Origin of the sequence: Desulfatibacillum aliphaticivorans DSM 15576 (assembly GCF_000429905.1) — a bacterium.
In the GTDB taxonomy this organism is placed as follows: Bacteria; Desulfobacterota; Desulfobacteria; order Desulfobacterales; family Desulfatibacillaceae; genus Desulfatibacillum; species Desulfatibacillum aliphaticivorans.
The window spans coordinates 65,172-80,243 of record NZ_AUCT01000009.1; the positions used below are offsets into that span (position 1 = coordinate 65,172).

13 protein-coding genes are annotated in these 15,072 nt (G+C 55.6%); 4 read left to right on the plus strand and 9 right to left on the minus strand.

Going from position 1 to position 15,072, the window contains the following annotated elements; translation table 11 throughout:
- Nucleotides 1-4 precede the first annotated feature (4 nt).
- The 3 genes from G491_RS0110145 to cutA form a co-directional block, all read right to left on the minus strand.
- Nucleotides 5-859 (minus strand): alpha/beta fold hydrolase, encoded by an 855-nt coding sequence (locus G491_RS0110145; protein WP_157468160.1) that lies wholly within the window; start codon nt 857-859, stop codon nt 5-7.
- A gap of 150 nt (nt 860-1,009) precedes the next feature.
- Nucleotides 1,010-1,897, minus strand: a complete 888-nt coding sequence (locus G491_RS0110150) for an alpha/beta hydrolase (protein WP_028314519.1) — start codon at nt 1,895-1,897, stop codon at nt 1,010-1,012.
- 87 nt (nt 1,898-1,984) lie between these two features.
- A complete protein-coding gene (gene cutA / locus G491_RS0110155; RefSeq protein ID WP_028314520.1) occupies nt 1,985-2,299 on the minus strand; it encodes a divalent-cation tolerance protein CutA in 315 nt (104 codons plus the stop codon).
- Nucleotides 2,300-2,557: 258 nt separating this feature from the next.
- On the opposite strand from cutA, the gene G491_RS0110160 reads away from it, so the two are divergent.
- On the plus strand, nt 2,558-3,313 hold the full coding sequence (locus tag G491_RS0110160; protein WP_035218429.1) for a tetratricopeptide repeat protein: 756 nt from the start codon (nt 2,558-2,560) through the stop codon (nt 3,311-3,313).
- 53 nt (nt 3,314-3,366) lie between these two features.
- Nucleotides 3,367-3,669 (plus strand): hypothetical protein, encoded by a 303-nt coding sequence (locus tag G491_RS0110165; protein WP_028314522.1) that lies wholly within the window; start codon nt 3,367-3,369, stop codon nt 3,667-3,669.
- A 302-nt stretch (nt 3,670-3,971) separates the two neighbouring features.
- Here the strand turns inward: G491_RS0110165 and G491_RS36705 are convergent, their stop codons facing one another.
- From G491_RS36705 to G491_RS36090, 6 genes are all read right to left on the minus strand, one after another.
- Nucleotides 3,972-6,938 (minus strand): RCC1 domain-containing protein, encoded by a 2,967-nt coding sequence (locus G491_RS36705; RefSeq protein ID WP_157468163.1) that lies wholly within the window; start codon nt 6,936-6,938, stop codon nt 3,972-3,974.
- A 184-nt stretch (nt 6,939-7,122) separates the two neighbouring features.
- Nucleotides 7,123-7,500 carry a hypothetical protein gene (locus G491_RS33680; protein ID WP_028314523.1) on the minus strand — a complete coding sequence of 126 codons (378 nt, stop codon included), beginning with the start codon at nt 7,498-7,500 and terminating at the stop codon, nt 7,123-7,125.
- 289 nt (nt 7,501-7,789) lie between these two features.
- Nucleotides 7,790-8,461, minus strand: coding sequence for a LutC/YkgG family protein (locus tag G491_RS33685; protein WP_051327161.1), 672 nt, complete (start codon nt 8,459-8,461; stop codon nt 7,790-7,792).
- 14 nt (nt 8,462-8,475) lie between these two features.
- Nucleotides 8,476-9,912 (minus strand): lactate utilization protein B, encoded by a 1,437-nt coding sequence (locus tag G491_RS30235; RefSeq protein WP_051327162.1) that lies wholly within the window; start codon nt 9,910-9,912, stop codon nt 8,476-8,478.
- An 11-nt stretch (nt 9,913-9,923) separates the two neighbouring features.
- A complete protein-coding gene (locus G491_RS0110190) occupies nt 9,924-10,655 on the minus strand; it encodes a (Fe-S)-binding protein (RefSeq protein WP_028314524.1) in 732 nt (243 codons plus the stop codon).
- 177 nt (nt 10,656-10,832) lie between these two features.
- Nucleotides 10,833-11,696 carry a LuxR C-terminal-related transcriptional regulator gene (locus tag G491_RS36090; RefSeq protein ID WP_051327163.1) on the minus strand — a complete coding sequence of 288 codons (864 nt, stop codon included), beginning with the start codon at nt 11,694-11,696 and terminating at the stop codon, nt 10,833-10,835.
- A gap of 462 nt (nt 11,697-12,158) precedes the next feature.
- On the opposite strand from G491_RS36090, the gene fusA reads away from it, so the two are divergent.
- Both fusA and G491_RS0110210 read left to right on the plus strand, forming a co-directional pair.
- Entirely contained in the window at nt 12,159-14,252 is a 2,094-nt protein-coding gene (gene fusA, locus G491_RS0110205) for an elongation factor G (RefSeq protein WP_028314526.1), read from the plus strand.
- Nucleotides 14,253-14,377: 125 nt separating this feature from the next.
- On the plus strand, nt 14,378-15,067 hold the full coding sequence (locus tag G491_RS0110210) for an AAA family ATPase (protein ID WP_248635363.1): 690 nt from the start codon (nt 14,378-14,380) through the stop codon (nt 15,065-15,067).
- Nucleotides 15,068-15,072 lie beyond the last annotated feature (5 nt).

Below are 15,072 nucleotides of genomic sequence, written 5' to 3' on the forward strand. Positions count from 1 at the left end.
CGCTCTATCCTCCAAATTTCAACAATTTTTCCACCATAAGCCGGCCGGCCTTGGCGCTGTGGGCGTCCTTGTTGGAGGCCATGAGGGCCAACTCTCCCTGAGGCAAAAGATCCACGGTTTTTTCCAGGGTGTCCAGGCCGTGGAGGCTGTCCGTTTCCGTGCCGATGATCACCACCGGGGCTTGTACCTTGGGCAATTTTTCCCACAGGCTGTAGTTCCGCAGCGCTAAAGCGTTGGCCTTGAGCCGGGCGGGTTCTGCGGCGTCCAATGTTCCGTAATACTTGGCGATCTGCTCGGGTTCCTTTTTTCTGTCCACGCGAAAGTACTTCAAATACCATTTGATGATGGGCTTGACCACAAGGTACAGGGAGGGATGAAAATACCGGATGACGGGTACGCCCCATGCCGGATACTGGAACTGGGGCACTGGTCCGACCAGTAGCCCAGTTGCCGGCTGCCGAAAATCCTGGCTCATAAGGTCCAGCACCACGGTGGAGCCCAAGGAACTTCCCCCATAGGCGAAGGCGCGATCCTCAGGGATCATTTCATCCACCACTTCAGCCACGTCCTTTGCCATGCGTTCAATGGAGAACTCCAGGTTTTTGAAATCGGGCAGTTCGGCGCTGATTTTTTCGCGCGTTTCAACGTATAAGGTGCGAAATTGAGGGGTTAGCTCCTGCAAGACTTCGGCCCAGCCTTTGATCATGGATATCCAGCCGGCCACAAAGACCATGATGGGCAGGGATTTATCTTCGTCCGGCGGGATGAATTCCACAACCTTCAGAGTCGCCCCGTCTGAAACCTTGACATATTCCTCCCGAAAGCTCACTCCAGGGACCGTATAAGGACTGTATGGCATGACCGCGCCTCGTTTATATGTCTCATTATTTTAAAAGGTTGGATCAGTTTTAAAAAGGCCGATTGATCAAAATAAAAACCGGGGCGGGGATGCATGCTTCCTCCCGCGCCCCGGCTGAAATCAATGGCGATCGCCGTATCCCGGACCGGCTTATGCCAGGTTTTTCTCCAGGAAGTCGGCTTCCGCAGCGGAGACCTTGTCAAACAGGTCGCCCAGATACAAGTCAAAATGGCCGCATTCCAAGGTCATGATTTCGCTGTACAGAGAGGCCTTGGCGAATCGTTTGGCCGAGTCGTAAGGGCACAGATTGTCTTCAGTTGCCAGCACAAACAGGGACGGGCAGGGCAGTTCGGCGGCTGCAAAGCCCGGGCGGTACTTTGCGGCTTCCAGCAGGCTGCGGGCGGTGACCTTGTTTTCCCATTCCGAGTCTTCGGGAATGATGGCCATGTAGCCTTCCAGGTTTCCTGGCTGGTTCAGGGCGGCCACTCTGCCGACTTCGCCCACTGCGGGAATGTAAATGGGATCGCCGAAGCTCACAACAGACCAAAGATCCTTGGAAATTGCCTTGGTGGCCTTTGCAAGAAACTGGGGCCCTAACATGCTTAAGGTGTCGAAACCGTCCGTAAAGGGCACCTGGGAGACCACGGCGCGGACGGCGCGGTCTTCGGCCGCCACTTTCAGGACGTGGCCGCCGGAAAAGGAAGATCCCCAAAGGGCGATTTTGTGGGGATTGACCAGGCCGGACTTGCGCACGTGCTCCAGGGCGGCGTGCCAGTCCTGGACGTGTTTTTTTGGGCTGGCGTGATGGCGCGGAAAACCGTCGCTTTTGCCGAACCCGCGGTAGTCGAACAGGAAGGCGGCGATGCCGCGTTCCAGGAAAACTTGCGCGAAATCATAGAGCCTAAAGGCTTTTTCAGCGCAAAAGCCGTGAGCCATAACCACCACGGGCGGATTTTCAACGCCCTGGGGCAGCAAAAATTCGCCGTCGCAGGTTACGTTTTGGGACCTGAAATTTGATTGTTCGGTTTTATACTTCATGCTTCCTCCAGTGCTTTATTGATAATCTTGGCCAATATTCAAAACGCGGGCCCGCCCGGCATTGGCTTCCGGCGGCCGGATTCATTCCTATAGGGTTTCCTCGCCGATCCAGGCTAAAAATTCCGAATTGCCTCCTGTGATGGGCATGGTTACGACGCAGGGGACTTCGTAGCTGTGCAGTTCCAGGACTCGTGCATTCAGCTTTTCCGCCAGGGAGGCCTTGGTTTTGGCGATGACCACCACCTCTGCGTCGTTTTCAATCTTGCCCTTCCATTGATAGACCGATTCCATCTGAGGCAGGATGTTGGCGCAGGCCGCCAGCCTCTCCTCTACTAAAGCCGAGGCGATTTTCCGGGCTTCATCCATGCTTCCGACTGTCATGTAAACCAGGACCGCTTCCACTTCACTCCTCCTGATCTTCCCGAAAAACTGCGCCGGGAAGAAAAAATCGGGCCTGAGGACGCCCATTATCTGCCGCAAGGTATAACATTACATCATGGCAGGCTTTACCACAAAGAGCCTTGGTGTCAAGTCATTTGGACGGCCGCCGCGCCGAAAATCCGTGAATTTTCCTGGTTTTCTTGCAGGAGAGCCTTGTCTTTGGTATTAGTCCATAAGCATTTGAATCTTCCTTTGAGAGTGCAGGAGGCCTTGCTTGTCATGCTCGAAATTTTGGTCACATTAAAAAAAAAAACGGCAAGATGCCTATTGGCCGCCGTCATTTGCGTATGGACGGCGTCCTGCGCATCCGGTCCGGCGAAGGACGGTCCCATACCCGGCGCATCCTATTTTGACCGCGCCATTTTTTCCGAGAGCAAGGGCCGCCATTTGGCCGCCATCGAGCAATACACGCGGTACCTGGAATTGAACCAAAATTCCCCGGAATACGCGGCGCCTGCGCTGAATAATCGTGGAACTTTGTACTGGGTGATCGGGCGTTATGACGAAGCGCTTCAGGATTTTGACAAGGCCGTGGATATGCAGCCCGACGCGGCTCTGAATTACATCAACAGGGGCAACGTATACGCGGACATGGGGGACGTCGAGCGCGCCATTGAAGATTATAACCAGGCTATCACTCTGGACCCCAAAAACGGCCTGGCCTATTCCAACCGGGGGCTTGCCTGGAGTTCGTTAAAACGGTTTGACCAGGCCATTCCTGACCTGGATAAGGCCATAGAATTTGGGCACGAGGGCTTGTACAAAAGCCTCATGAAGCGCGGGGTGATCCGATACGGAACCAAGGATTACAACGGGGCTGTGGAGGATTTTTCCCAAGTCATTGAGATGCATCCCGGATTGATCGAGGCCTATTATTTTCGCGGCCTGGCCCATCAGCAATTGAACGAAGCGGAAAAAGCGCAGACCGACCTCCAAACTGCCATGGACTTGCAAAAGGCCCTTGAAAAACAATAGGATGGATAAAAAACTGCGCCATGAAGGCGCTGCAGCCATTAAGGGAGTGTAGCATGGCCTTTGAAGAAGAAATGACCTGTTGCGAAAAGACCATTCTTTCCGAACTGCAGGGCGCCTGGGGCCTCTTGCGGGACGCCGTGGCCGAATCCCAGGACTTCCCTGAAGGGCGGCGGGCTCTGTTCCAGATTGACGAAGCCATGAGTTGGGAGATCGTGCGGGATTTAAGGCGCATGCCGCCGTTTCTTCTGGTGATCCGTAATATCTGCACCATGGGGGACGCTCCCCAGGAGGTCATGGATTACATCCGGTACGTGGACGAAATCCTGACCGAGGTTTTGGAAGAGTATCCCCAATAAGGCCTTGCCCTGCTGTTTTTTTATGCGGCCGGGAGAGATTGTTGAAATCGGGAAAGACCGACGGGTCTATGGAGTTGATTGGATTCTTGTTTTGTATGGTTTTACATGGACCGTTCGTTCGCACGGCATAATGGGTTTTAATGGTCATACAGGCCGCACCTACTGCGCTGGCGCGCCCAGGAAAGGAACTGCTTTGCCTGGGCCGCCCTGCAAAACCCAACGAAAAAGTCGCGGAATCCGCCTCGAAAAATTCGACCTGCCAGGTCTCAAACGTCAAACGTAGATTTGACCCCATTTTTTGACTACCTCAACCCAGCCACGCTCTGAATGATGAACAGGGCCTCTTCCATATCAAAGACTCCGTCTGTTCCCAGGGCGTTGTCCCGTCTGACGGTCCCCTGGTAGACATCCACCGCGATTTGCAGGCAAATGATGGCGTCCTCCAGGTTTACCGTTCCGTTGTTGTTGACGTCGCTGGAGTTCCTGCCCAAGCAGCGGTCGCCTATGCCGTCGTTGTTGTAGTCAGCCTGATCGACGTTGGGAGTGAACGGGCAATTGTCGCATGGGTCGCCAAAGCCGTCCCCGTCGGAGTCATCGTTGTTTGTTGCGATAAAACCGGGGCAATTGTCGCAGGCATCGCCCACGCCGTCGCCGTCCGCGTCCTCCTGGGCCGGATTATAAAGGGAAGGGCAATTGTCATACAGTTCGTCATCCGCCCCGTCAGCGTCCACGTCGAAATAAAGGTGAAAAACTTCACCGGATTGGAGCACTCGAACCGGATTGTCGATATAGTCGATAGCCTCTTCAGCGGCTATCTGGCCGGCTTCATTATTCCCCCAGGCCCACAGGGCGCCGTCCTCTGTCAAGGCAATAGAGTGACCGCTTCCTGCACTAAGCCCAACCACGTTGGAAATGACTATCACTTTTTGCGGCGTGTTTTCATCAGCCAGAGAGCCGCTTGTCCCAATCCCAAGCTGGCTGTCGAAATTATAACCCCAGGCCCATGCAAGGCCATCCTCTGATATGGCGATGGAGTGGTTACGTCCTGCAGCAATTGCTTTTATGTTGGAAATGGCTGCCACTGGCTGCGGCGTGTTTCTGTCATCATTGTCTCCCAGCCCAAGCTGACCCCGGGTATTATTTCCCCAGGACCACACAGACCCGTCCCGGGTCAGGGCCAGGGAATGTCTATATCCGGCAGCCATTGCAACCACATTGGAAATGGCGTTTACTTTCCGGGGCGTGTTTCTGTCATCATTATCTCCCAGCCCAAGCTGACCATAGGTATTATACCCCCAGGACCACAACGAGCCGTCTCTGGTCACAGCCAGGGAATGTCTATATCCAGCAGCCATTGCAACCACATTGGAAAGGGCGTTTACTTTCCGCGGCGTGGTTTTAGAAACATTGTCTCCCAGCCCAAGCTGACCATAGTAATTATACCCCCAGGACCACAACGAGCCGTCCCTGGCCAGAGCCAGGGAGTGACTGCCCCCGCCGGCAATGGCAGCCACGTTGGATATGGCGGTTATTTTCTGCGGCCTGTTTTCGGTTGAAAAGGTTCCACCGGTCCCCAGCCCGAGTTGGCCGGAGCTATTGGCTCCCCAGGACCATACCGAACCGTCCGGAGCCAGGGCCAGGGCATGAGAATTTCCAGCGGCTATTGAAGCCGTAGAAGGAAGGGCGTCCACCTTGGTAGGCGTGAATACATCATCATTCTCCCCCAGCCCCAGCCCGAGTTGGCCAGGGCCGTTGTCTCCCCAGGACCACACCGAACCGTCGGTTTTCAGGGCCAGGGAAAAATTCCCGCCCGCTGCAACCATGGGGTTGGGATTGCCGCAGCCGGAGAGTCCCGGCTGGATTTTGAAAAAATCCCCGGGACAGCCGTCGCAAAAATCTCCGGTTCCGTCGCCGTCCGCGTCCTCCTGGCCGGGATTGGAAACCCACGGGCAGTTGTCCGATTCGTCCAAAAATCCGTCAAAGTCCGTATCGTAAAACAGGTGAAAGTCCTCGCCCGAATAGAGCGTATGAACCGGCGTGAGCGTGGATTCAGGCGTCAGGCTTTCCACGCCCAACTGGCCGTAAGCGTTCCCTCCCCAGGACCAGACCGATCCGTCGGCGGCAAGGGCCAGGGAATGCCGTTGCCCCCCGGCAAAAGAGACGATGCCGGATATGATGGACACCTGAGCCGGCAGGCTTTGATCGCTGGTTGCATCAGTCCCCAGGCGGCCATCGCCATTATTCCCCCACGCCCAAAGAACGCCGTCACCGGTAAGCGCCAGGGAATGAAACCACCCGGCGGCGATTGCCGTAACGTCAGCCAGGGAGGAGACGCGCCCCGGCGCCTTGGGGGTTTCAAAATCCCCAAACCCAAGCTGACCGGAACCGTTGGCGCCCCAGGCCCACACTGAGCCGTCTTCCGCCAGGGCCATGGCGTGCCGCCTTCCCGCCGCGATGGCGACGATATTGGAAAGGGCCGTAATGGAAGCCGGTGTTGCCACGGCCTCCCCGGCGGCGCCGGTTCCCAACTGGGCGGATTCGTTGTTTCCCCATGCCCAGACCGTGCCGTCATTTTTCAAAGCCAGGGAGAAAAATTCTCCCGCGGCCACAGCCGAGACGCCAGTTAGCCCGGCGACCTGAACAGGCGTATTCGTGTTATCGCCGGTAAAGCCTAACTGGCCATAGTCGTTTCGGCCCCAGGCCCAGACCTCGCCGCTTCGCGTTACGGCCAGGGTATGAAAATCGCCCCCGGCAATAGCAGCGACATTAGATAGCCCCGGGATTTTGCAAGGAGTCAGGCGGTTATCATTGTCCCCCATACCCAATTGTCCGTAATAATTGTCCCCCCAGGACCACAAGGAGCCGTCCGAAGCCAGGGCCAGGGAAAAATACTTGCCCGCTGCTATGGAGACGATGTTGGAAACCACGGGCGCCTGTTCCGGCGCCATCCGGTTAATATCGTCGCCCAAACCAAGCTGGTTGTTGTCGTTACGGCCCCAGACCCAGACTGTGCCGTCGCCTTTCAAGGCCAGGGAGTGATCAAGCCTGGACGCAACCATGGGCTCGGCGTTGCCGCAGCCCGTAAAGCCCGGTTCGGTCTTGAAAAAATTGTCCGGGCAGCCGTCCAGGGAGTCTTCCACGCCGTCGCCGTCAGAATCCGCGGCAAAGACGGCGCCTGGGGCGATAATAAAAATGGCCGGCAGGAAAAAGATCAGAAAAAGGGCGAAAAAAACAGGACGGACGCGGACGGATGAAGCAAACAAACGCATGACAAAAACCTTTTCGGTCCGGAGAGCCGGGAACGCCTCCGGGCTGCAAACAAATATTTGGGCATATTGAGTATTGTTAATAATCCAGGGAGTTTTGGCAGGAACTCCACCCAAGCCGATATTTTTCAGTAGCAAATATCCACCTCAGAGGCTCAATACCATTAAAAATGAAACAGTTCAATCGTCATTTTATCAGGTTTTTGCCTGTTGTTGGATGAATTGCCTTGGGGATGGATAATATGGGGTTACATAGCCTGCGGCGCCTTAGAGAAGCGTAAAACACACCATTATCAGGGCAAGCCTTCCCCTGGGGCAGGGCAAGCCCTGAAACTACATTGTTTTGGAAAGAGCATTGGGATTGGGAGTGGGGATTGGCTTTGGAGTCCCTTTCGTCGGCATTGGGACGGCTATTGTTTGATTTGGCCATGCTTCCAGGAAAGAACAAAATGCCGTGGACATGATTGGGCATGATTATGAAGGCTTCCAGATTCACGCGGGAAAAACGCTCCGGCAGCCTGTTCCAAACGTCCAAAACCAGTTGTCCCGCCTGGTTCAGAATCATGGACGTTTCCGTAATGCGTCCGAAAATGCTTTTCCTATCCTGTACACAAATCGTTACGAAATACGCCCCCTGCGCTTGAATAGTCGTATCCTCTTAGACGCAACGGTCGAAAAGCCGGCTTGATATTCCTCTTAGCCATGTTGCTTGTCCTCAAATGCGTCAAATGGCTAAATTTATGCTCAAAACCTGTTCTACTTCCAATGCTGTGTTGCTTCAGGGCTTGCCCTGTTTTGTGGGCGATTGGCTTATTACAATTGTATTCATTGGGCCGGAAAAGGCCGCAATCCTCTTATCCCTCTCTTAAAATCACAAACAATTTTTGGGGGCCGTGCATGCCTTTGAAGGGCGTTGCCTGGATGTCGGCTGTCATGCTGGGGCCTGTGATGAATATGGTCTGGGACGGCGGGGCCTGGCCCTGGAAAACCTCGCGGACCATATGTTCGTAGGTGGGCTTTAAACGATCCAGGGGCAGTACGGCTATGTGAAAGATGGGGGCCAGAGAGGTCAGTCTTGGCATGTCCTCCCTGGCCAGCAGGCACAGGGTTCCGGTTTCCGAAAATCCGTAATCGGCGCCCGTAATTCCCGCCTGGACGGCTTCAAAGGCGGCTTTCTTGAAGTCATCCCGGGAGGAATAGTCCTTTTGGGTGGTTATTTCAAACCCTTTTCCCTTGCCCCATGCAGTCAGATCCAGGTCGGAGACGGCTTGGTCCGTGGAGGCCAGTGCATGGGTGACGCCTTCCTCCTTCAGGATTCCTGCCAGGGCTTCCAGGGCCTGATCCTTATCCTTCACTCGATGGAGCACCCCGGTCTGGGCTTCCAGCAGGGTTTTGAACTTTTCCACCATTTGCTCCTGGTCCATGTTTTCGTCGGGCATGAACACGGAACAGGGCTGTCCGGGAGGATAATCCTGAGGAGCTTTTTTGAGCCGATTCAAAATTTTATCGCGATTGCCTTCGAGCATGGCTTCCTCCCAGTTTATTTTTTATGCTTTTTGTATTCTTTGATCCACTGATTAAAGGTCGGCCTGCCCATGGGCGGCAGGTCGCGGGATGCGAACCAGCCTTCGGGCTTGCCGAACAATTCCTTGACCATGCCGCCCTGCTTTTTCTGGTTCAGGGCGGTGCGGGCTCCGCGAATCATAACGTTCCACACCTTGGGGCGCGAGGCGGCTAATGCAAAGGCCCGGTACCGGGCTTCCAGGGACGCTGGCGCGCCGGCGCCGTGGAATTGGGGTTCTTTCTCCCGGTTTCTGGCCCGATGGGTCAACAGGATCTTGGGGTGCTCCACGCCTCCGGGGCATACGGATTGGCAGTGTTTGCACAGGGTGCAGGAGTGGTACAGGTCCTTGGTTTTATCCAGGCCCAAAAGCATGGGGGAGAGCACCTGGCCCATGGGGCCGGAATAGGCCCAGCCGTAGCTGTATCCTCCGACCTTGCGGTAGATGGGGCAGAAATTAAGGCACGCGCCGCAGCGAATGCACTGGAGCGCCTGGCGGTAGGTCGGGTCCGCGTAGACCTTGGAGCGCCCGTTATCCAGGATGATGATGTGCAGCTCCTCGGGGCCGTCCGCCTCTTCGGCTTTTTTCGGCCCCGTATCCATGGACACGTAGGCGGAAATCAACTGGCCGGTTGCGCTGCGCGGCAGGTTTCTGAGGACCATCATAGCTTCTTCCATGTTGGGGAGCACCTTTTCCAAGGTCATGATGGAAACCTGGACCTTGGGCGAGGATTTGCACATGCGGATGTTGCCTTCGTTTTCCACATTGATGATGGTTCCGGTTTCCGCCACAGCCATGTTAACGCCAGTAACTCCTATGTCCAGGAAATGGAACCGGTCCCGGAGGTACTTTCTGGCCGCCCTGCCCAACTCCACGGGATCTTCCGTGGGTGCGTCCATCACGCCTTTTTCCAGAAAGACGTCCCGGATTTCCGCTGTGGGCACGTTAAGGGCCGGGCCGACAATATGGAAGGGAGGGCGTTTCAAAAGCTGGGCGATGAACTCCCCCAGGTCGGTCTCGTAGGCGGCGATTCCCACATCTTCCAAGGCTTGGTTAAGGCCCGTCTCCTCCGTCACCATGGACTTGCCCTTGGCCGCGTGCCTGGCGCCCAGTTTTTGAGCCAAATCCACAATATAGGCGTTGGCCTGGGCGCTGTCCGCGGCCCAAACCACCTTGGCGCCGGCCTTGACGGCCTGCTCCTCAAACTGCTCCAGCAGCTTGGGCAGCCTGGCCACCGCGTTGGCGCGGATATCCCGGCAGGCCTGGATGGCCGCCTGAGGATCTTCAAAACTCTGGTACACTGCGTCGCGCATGGCGCTTAGGATCACGGGGAAGAAATCCAGCACGGCGCGGGCGTTGGGTTCTTTCAATTGCTCACGGGCGATATCCATATATTCGTGGGTGCGGATTTTCATATAAGCGCCTCTCAGGAATCAATAGGACCGGCCAAAAGGTCGGCGATGTGCATGACTTTTCTTCCGGGATGGTTGCGGGACACGTATCCGCTGATGTTCAAAAAGCAGCCCGGCTCGCCCATGACCAGAACGTCGGCTCCGGAGTTGATGAAGTTCGTGACTTTCTCCTGGACCATGGTTTCGGAAATCTCTGAATACTTATGGGAGAACTCCCCGCCGAACCCGCAGCAGACGTCGGCGTTCTGCATGGGAACCAGCTCGGCGCCTTTGACGGAGGCTATGAGCTTCTTGGGCTGCTCGGACACGCCCAAGCCCCGCAAAAGGCTGCACGACTCGTGATAAGCCACCTTGCCGGAGAACTTGCCGCCCGCATCCTCTATGCCAAGGATATCCACCAAATATTGCGTGAACTCGTAGGTCTTGGACGCCATGTCCTGGGCCCGGGCCTTCCATTCCGGCTCGTCTTCGAACAGGGCCGGATACCTTTGGGTGATCATTTCCACGCAGGATCCGGAGGGTGAAACCACCACGGGGTCGTCTCCGAAAACCTCCATGAAATGCTTGGCGACCTTGCGGGCTTCCGGCAGAAATCCGGCGTTGGATGCGGGCAGGCCGCAGCAGGTCTGATCCTCGTGATAGACGAATGGAACGTCCAGCCTTTCCAGCAAGCGGACGACGGACTTGCCCGTCTTCGGCATGAACATATTCATGAGACAGGGGATATGCAGGGAGATTGGCGTCATAGGCTGTTCCTTGGATTGGGTGGGGCGGGCTCAGGCCCTGTTTTTTAATTATTAATGCGTCTGGTTTTGCCTGGTTGCGTCACGGCTAAGATTGGATGGTCGAAACTTTTTGCATCGACTGTAAGTATAATGGCTTGTCCTGCAATTTGTGTCAAGCGCGACTGTTTCAAGGACGGTTTACACCAGATTGTTTTTTGCGGCCCAGACCGCCGCCTGGGTCCGATCGTTCACGCCCAGTTTGTTGAAAACGTGAATCACGTGGCTTTTTACGGTATGGGGGCTGATTTCCAGCATGTCCGATATCTCGCCGTTGGTGAACCCCTCGGCCATCAAACGAAGCACCTGGATTTCCCGGGTGGTGAGGGTTTCTCCAAAAGGCGCCTGGACCGGGTCGTCCGCCTCAGCCGGTTCGGCGTTGCCCTGGGACGCACGGTCTTGGGGCGGGGTTTCGATTTCCACGGTGGAAACCACTTTTCCTTGCTGGTCAAAGACGGGATACACGACCGTGGAGGCAATGGGTTGGGTCAAGTCCGGGCATTGGTCCGGACCGGTCTTGTGTGCGCTCACCGCTGCGGCGAAGGCCATGCAGGTGGGATAGCCGCACTTTCGGCAATTGGTCCTGGGCAGGATTTTAAAGATGTCCAGCACCGGGATGTGTTTGTAAATACGGTGGTTGGGAGTAATGGAATCCTTTCGGGCTTCCAGGTCGTTTAAGAAATCCACCAGTTTCCAGGCGGCGGCCAGGGCTTCGTCGCGGTCCTTGTACAGGCCGATCACCGCCCTTTTGGGGTAGAGGGCGCAGCCGGACTCCCCCTTTTTGGGGTAGAGGGCGCAATCCGGCTTGTCCCAGTCCTCCTCCCCCCAATGAAAGTGGATGTAGTGGGGCCTTTCAAAATACAGGGCGTCCTCTTTAATTCGGTTGATGTAAGGGAACAGCCCCGAAACATCCTGATCCAGGTTAAACATGGCGTTCCAGGCGGGCCGGCTCATGCGCCTGGGAGGCGGGACGAGTTTGAAGTCGGTGAAACCCTGGACCAGCATGTGTTCTCCCCATAATGCGGTAAGGTCTGATAATAAAGGCATGCAAACCATACATCCCTTTAATGATCTTTTTCAAGGCGGCGAACAAAAAAACCTTCTCTTTGTCCATTAGGAAACCAGGAAAAGGCTGGCCTACAACCTGTTTTTTTTTAGCTGTCGTCCTTATGTTTTTGGCGCCGAATCGGCGAAATTGTTCTTGCACCGTTTGGTTTGGGGCGTTTTTTGCAGGAAAACATTCGCAGGCGGCATTTCTTCTCGCCAACAAAATTTGCGCAGTATTCTAACCTGTTTATAACCAAAGGGAGATAAAGCCAGCCAAACCGGCTAAAAGGAAAAAGCACAATTTTTCCCAAGGCGGTAATTTTTTTATTTGACAAAAAACAACAGATGATCATATAGATTCAGTTTCCCCTGCCTATGTGGGCGGGGGTTATCATTTTTTACGAACAAGGAAAAACACTCATGAAGCCCGACATTCAGAAAACAAGGAACATAGGAATTTCCGCGCATATCGACGCCGGAAAGACCACGCTCACCGAACGCATTCTTTTCTACTGCCAAAGGATTCACGCCATCCATGACGTGAAAGGCAAGGATGGGGTGGGCGCCACCATGGATTTTATGGAACTGGAAAAGGAGCGCGGCATCACCATCGCCAGCGCAGCCACGTACTGCACCTGGAAGAATCACGAGATCAACATCATCGACACCCCAGGCCACGTGGACTTTACCATTGAGGTGGAACGCTCCCTTCGGGTTCTGGACGGCGGGATTCTGGTCCTTTGCTCGGTGGGCGGCGTGCAAAGCCAGTCCATTACCGTGGACAGGCAAATGGCCCGCTACAAGGTTCCGGCCGTAGCTTTCATTAACAAGTGCGACCGCAGCGGCGCCGACCCCTTTAGGGTTATCAGGCAGTTGCGGGATAAACTGAGCCACAACGCCATCGCCGTGCAGGTTCCCATCGGCCTGGAAGCGAATTTTGACGGCGTGGTGGACCTGGTGACCATGAAGGCTTTGTATTTTGACGGCGATTCCGGCGAAACGATCCGCGAGGGGGAAATCCCCGCCGATCTTATGGACATGGTGGAAGAACGCCGCGAAGAACTGATCGACGCAGCCAGCATGTATTCCGACGATCTCATGGAGCAGGCTTTGGAAGGCGAGGTGACTCCCGAGGTTCTGATGGAAGCCATTCGTTTGGGAACCCTGGAAAGGGGCATCACCCCTGTTTTCATGGGATCCGCTTACAAGAATAAGGGCGTTCAGCCCCTTCTGGACGGCGTGACCAAATACCTGCCCAATCCCGCGGACGTCACCAACACGGCCGTGGATCTGGAAAACAACGAAGAGCCCGTGGACTTGGTCACCGACTCCTCCAAGCCTTTGACGGCTCTGGCCTTCAAACTGGAAGACGGACGCTACGGTCAGTTGACCTACATTCGGGTGTATCAGGGCTCCGTTTCCAAGGGCGACACCATTGTAAACGCTCGCACCGGCAAAAAAGTCAAGGTGGGCCGCGTGGCCCGCATGCATGCCGACCAGATGGAAGATCTGGAAAGGCTGGAAGCCGGAACCATCGGCGCCCTGTTCGGTGTGGACTGCGCGTCGGGCGACACGTTCTGCAGCCCGGACATCACCTATTCCATGACCAGCATGCACGTGCCTGAACCGGTCATCTCCCTGGCCATTGTGCCGGAAGACAACAAAGCCCAGATCAACATGTCCAAGGCTTTGAACCGCTTCACCAAGGAAGACCCCACCTTCCGCACCAAGGTGGACCCGGAAACCAGCGAAACCATTATTTCGGGCATGGGTGAACTGCACCTGGAAGTGTATGTTGAAAGAATGCGCAGGGAATACAGCGCGGCCGTCACCACGGGCAACCCCCAGGTGGCTTACCGCGAAACCATCACCCAGATGTCTGAATTCAACTACACCCATAAAAAGCAGACGGGCGGTTCGGGCCAGTACGGCCGGGTTGCCGGGTTCGTCGACCCCGTCCCGGGCGAAGACTTTGTCTTTGAGAGCAAGATTGTGGGCGGCGCCATTCCCACCCAATACATTCCTGCGGTGGAAAAAGGCTTTCAGTCCTGCATGGAAAAGGGCGCCCTCCTGGGCTTCCCCATCACCGGCGTAAAAATCGTCATCAACGACGGCCAGTCCCACTCCGTGGACTCTTCGGAAATGGCGTTCTCCGCCGCCGCCAGAGGCGCTTTCAGAGAAGTGTACAATAGGTGCAAACCCGCCATCCTGGAGCCCATTATGAAGGTGGAAGTGGAAACGCCGCCTGAATTCCAGGGCGCGGTTATGGGCTTGCTGAATCAGCGCCGAGGCATTATTCTGGGCACCCAGGAGCAGGACACCTTGTGCTTTGTGGAGGCTGAGGTTCCCCTGGCGGAAATGTTCGGGTATTCCACGGTGCTTCGCTCCTCCACGCAAGGCAAGGCCCAGTTCACCATGGAATTCGCTTCTTACAGGAAAGCTCCTCAATCCGTGGCGGACGACCTGATTGAAAAGGCCGCCAAGGAAAAAAAGGATAAAACCAAAGTAGCATGAGCCCTGACATAGAGCCTATACGCCTCGCACGGAAATTTTCGCGCGGGGCTGAACTCCCATCCGGCGGCGGCCGGGTCATATATTTGAGGGAAAGATCGCTTTCCATGCTCAAAAAGGAGATTGTCTTGAAAAATCCTTTGCGTTTGATTGGCGGAGAAGCCGGCCACATCCTGCCGAAAGGCGGCTTTGGGGCCGTGTTGGCAAGGGCCGGGGTGGGTAAAACCGCTGTGCTGGTGCAGATCGCCCTGGACAGCCTGCTGCGGGAAACCAATGTGCTGCACATCAGCCTGGATCAACCCGTCAGCAAGGTTTGCCTCTGGTACGAAGAAGTATTCAACCACGTGGGCAAACACTACCAGTTGAACAACACGGTAGATCTTTGGGACGCCATTCTACCCCACCGGTTCATTATGACCTTTAATACCGAAGGCTTTTCCATTCCCCGCCTGGAAGAACGGATCACCGACCTCACCGAACAGGGAATCTTTTACCCCCAGGTGGTGCTGGTGGACGGCCTTTCCTTTGATCAGGAAGTCCGGGAGCTTTTAAATGAAATGAAACTGGTGGCCAGGGAAAACGAACTCAAAGTCTGGTTCGCCGTGCGCATTCATCGCGAGGACATTTCCGAAGAAAAGCCCGTGCCTGACAACTTTACAAACGTGGCCGACCTCTTTGACGCCGCGCTTCAGCTTTCGCCTCAGGGCCCCCAGGTCATGGTTAACCCCATCAAGACCCCGGGCGAATTGGACGAATCCATCAGCCTGTACCTGGATCCCGCCTCTCTGCTCATCAAGGACGGTCAGCCGGGCGAGTAATATCA

Bases quoted from the DNA above. Each gene is read 5' to 3' on its own strand.
- G491_RS0110190 (WP_028314524.1), bottom strand. From the start codon at position 10,655: ATGACGCCAATCTCCCTGCATATCCCCTGTCTCATGAATATGTTCATG.
- G491_RS0110150 (WP_028314519.1), bottom strand. From the start codon at position 1,897: ATGAAGTATAAAACCGAACAATCAAATTTCAGGTCCCAAAACGTAACC.
- G491_RS36090 (WP_051327163.1), bottom strand. From the start codon at position 11,696: ATGCTGGTCCAGGGTTTCACCGACTTCAAACTCGTCCCGCCTCCCAGG.
- G491_RS30235 (WP_051327162.1), bottom strand. From the start codon at position 9,912: ATGAAAATCCGCACCCACGAATATATGGATATCGCCCGTGAGCAATTG.
- fusA (WP_028314526.1), top strand. From the start codon at position 12,159: ATGAAGCCCGACATTCAGAAAACAAGGAACATAGGAATTTCCGCGCAT.
- G491_RS0110160 (WP_035218429.1), top strand. From the start codon at position 2,558: ATGCTCGAAATTTTGGTCACATTAAAAAAAAAAACGGCAAGATGCCTA.
- G491_RS0110165 (WP_028314522.1), top strand. From the start codon at position 3,367: ATGGCCTTTGAAGAAGAAATGACCTGTTGCGAAAAGACCATTCTTTCC.
- G491_RS33685 (WP_051327161.1), bottom strand. From the start codon at position 8,461: ATGCTCGAAGGCAATCGCGATAAAATTTTGAATCGGCTCAAAAAAGCT.
- G491_RS36705 (WP_157468163.1), bottom strand. From the start codon at position 6,938: ATGCGTTTGTTTGCTTCATCCGTCCGCGTCCGTCCTGTTTTTTTCGCC.
- G491_RS33680 (WP_028314523.1), bottom strand. From the start codon at position 7,500: ATGATTCTGAACCAGGCGGGACAACTGGTTTTGGACGTTTGGAACAGG.
- G491_RS0110145 (WP_157468160.1), bottom strand. From the start codon at position 859: ATGCCATACAGTCCTTATACGGTCCCTGGAGTGAGCTTTCGGGAGGAA.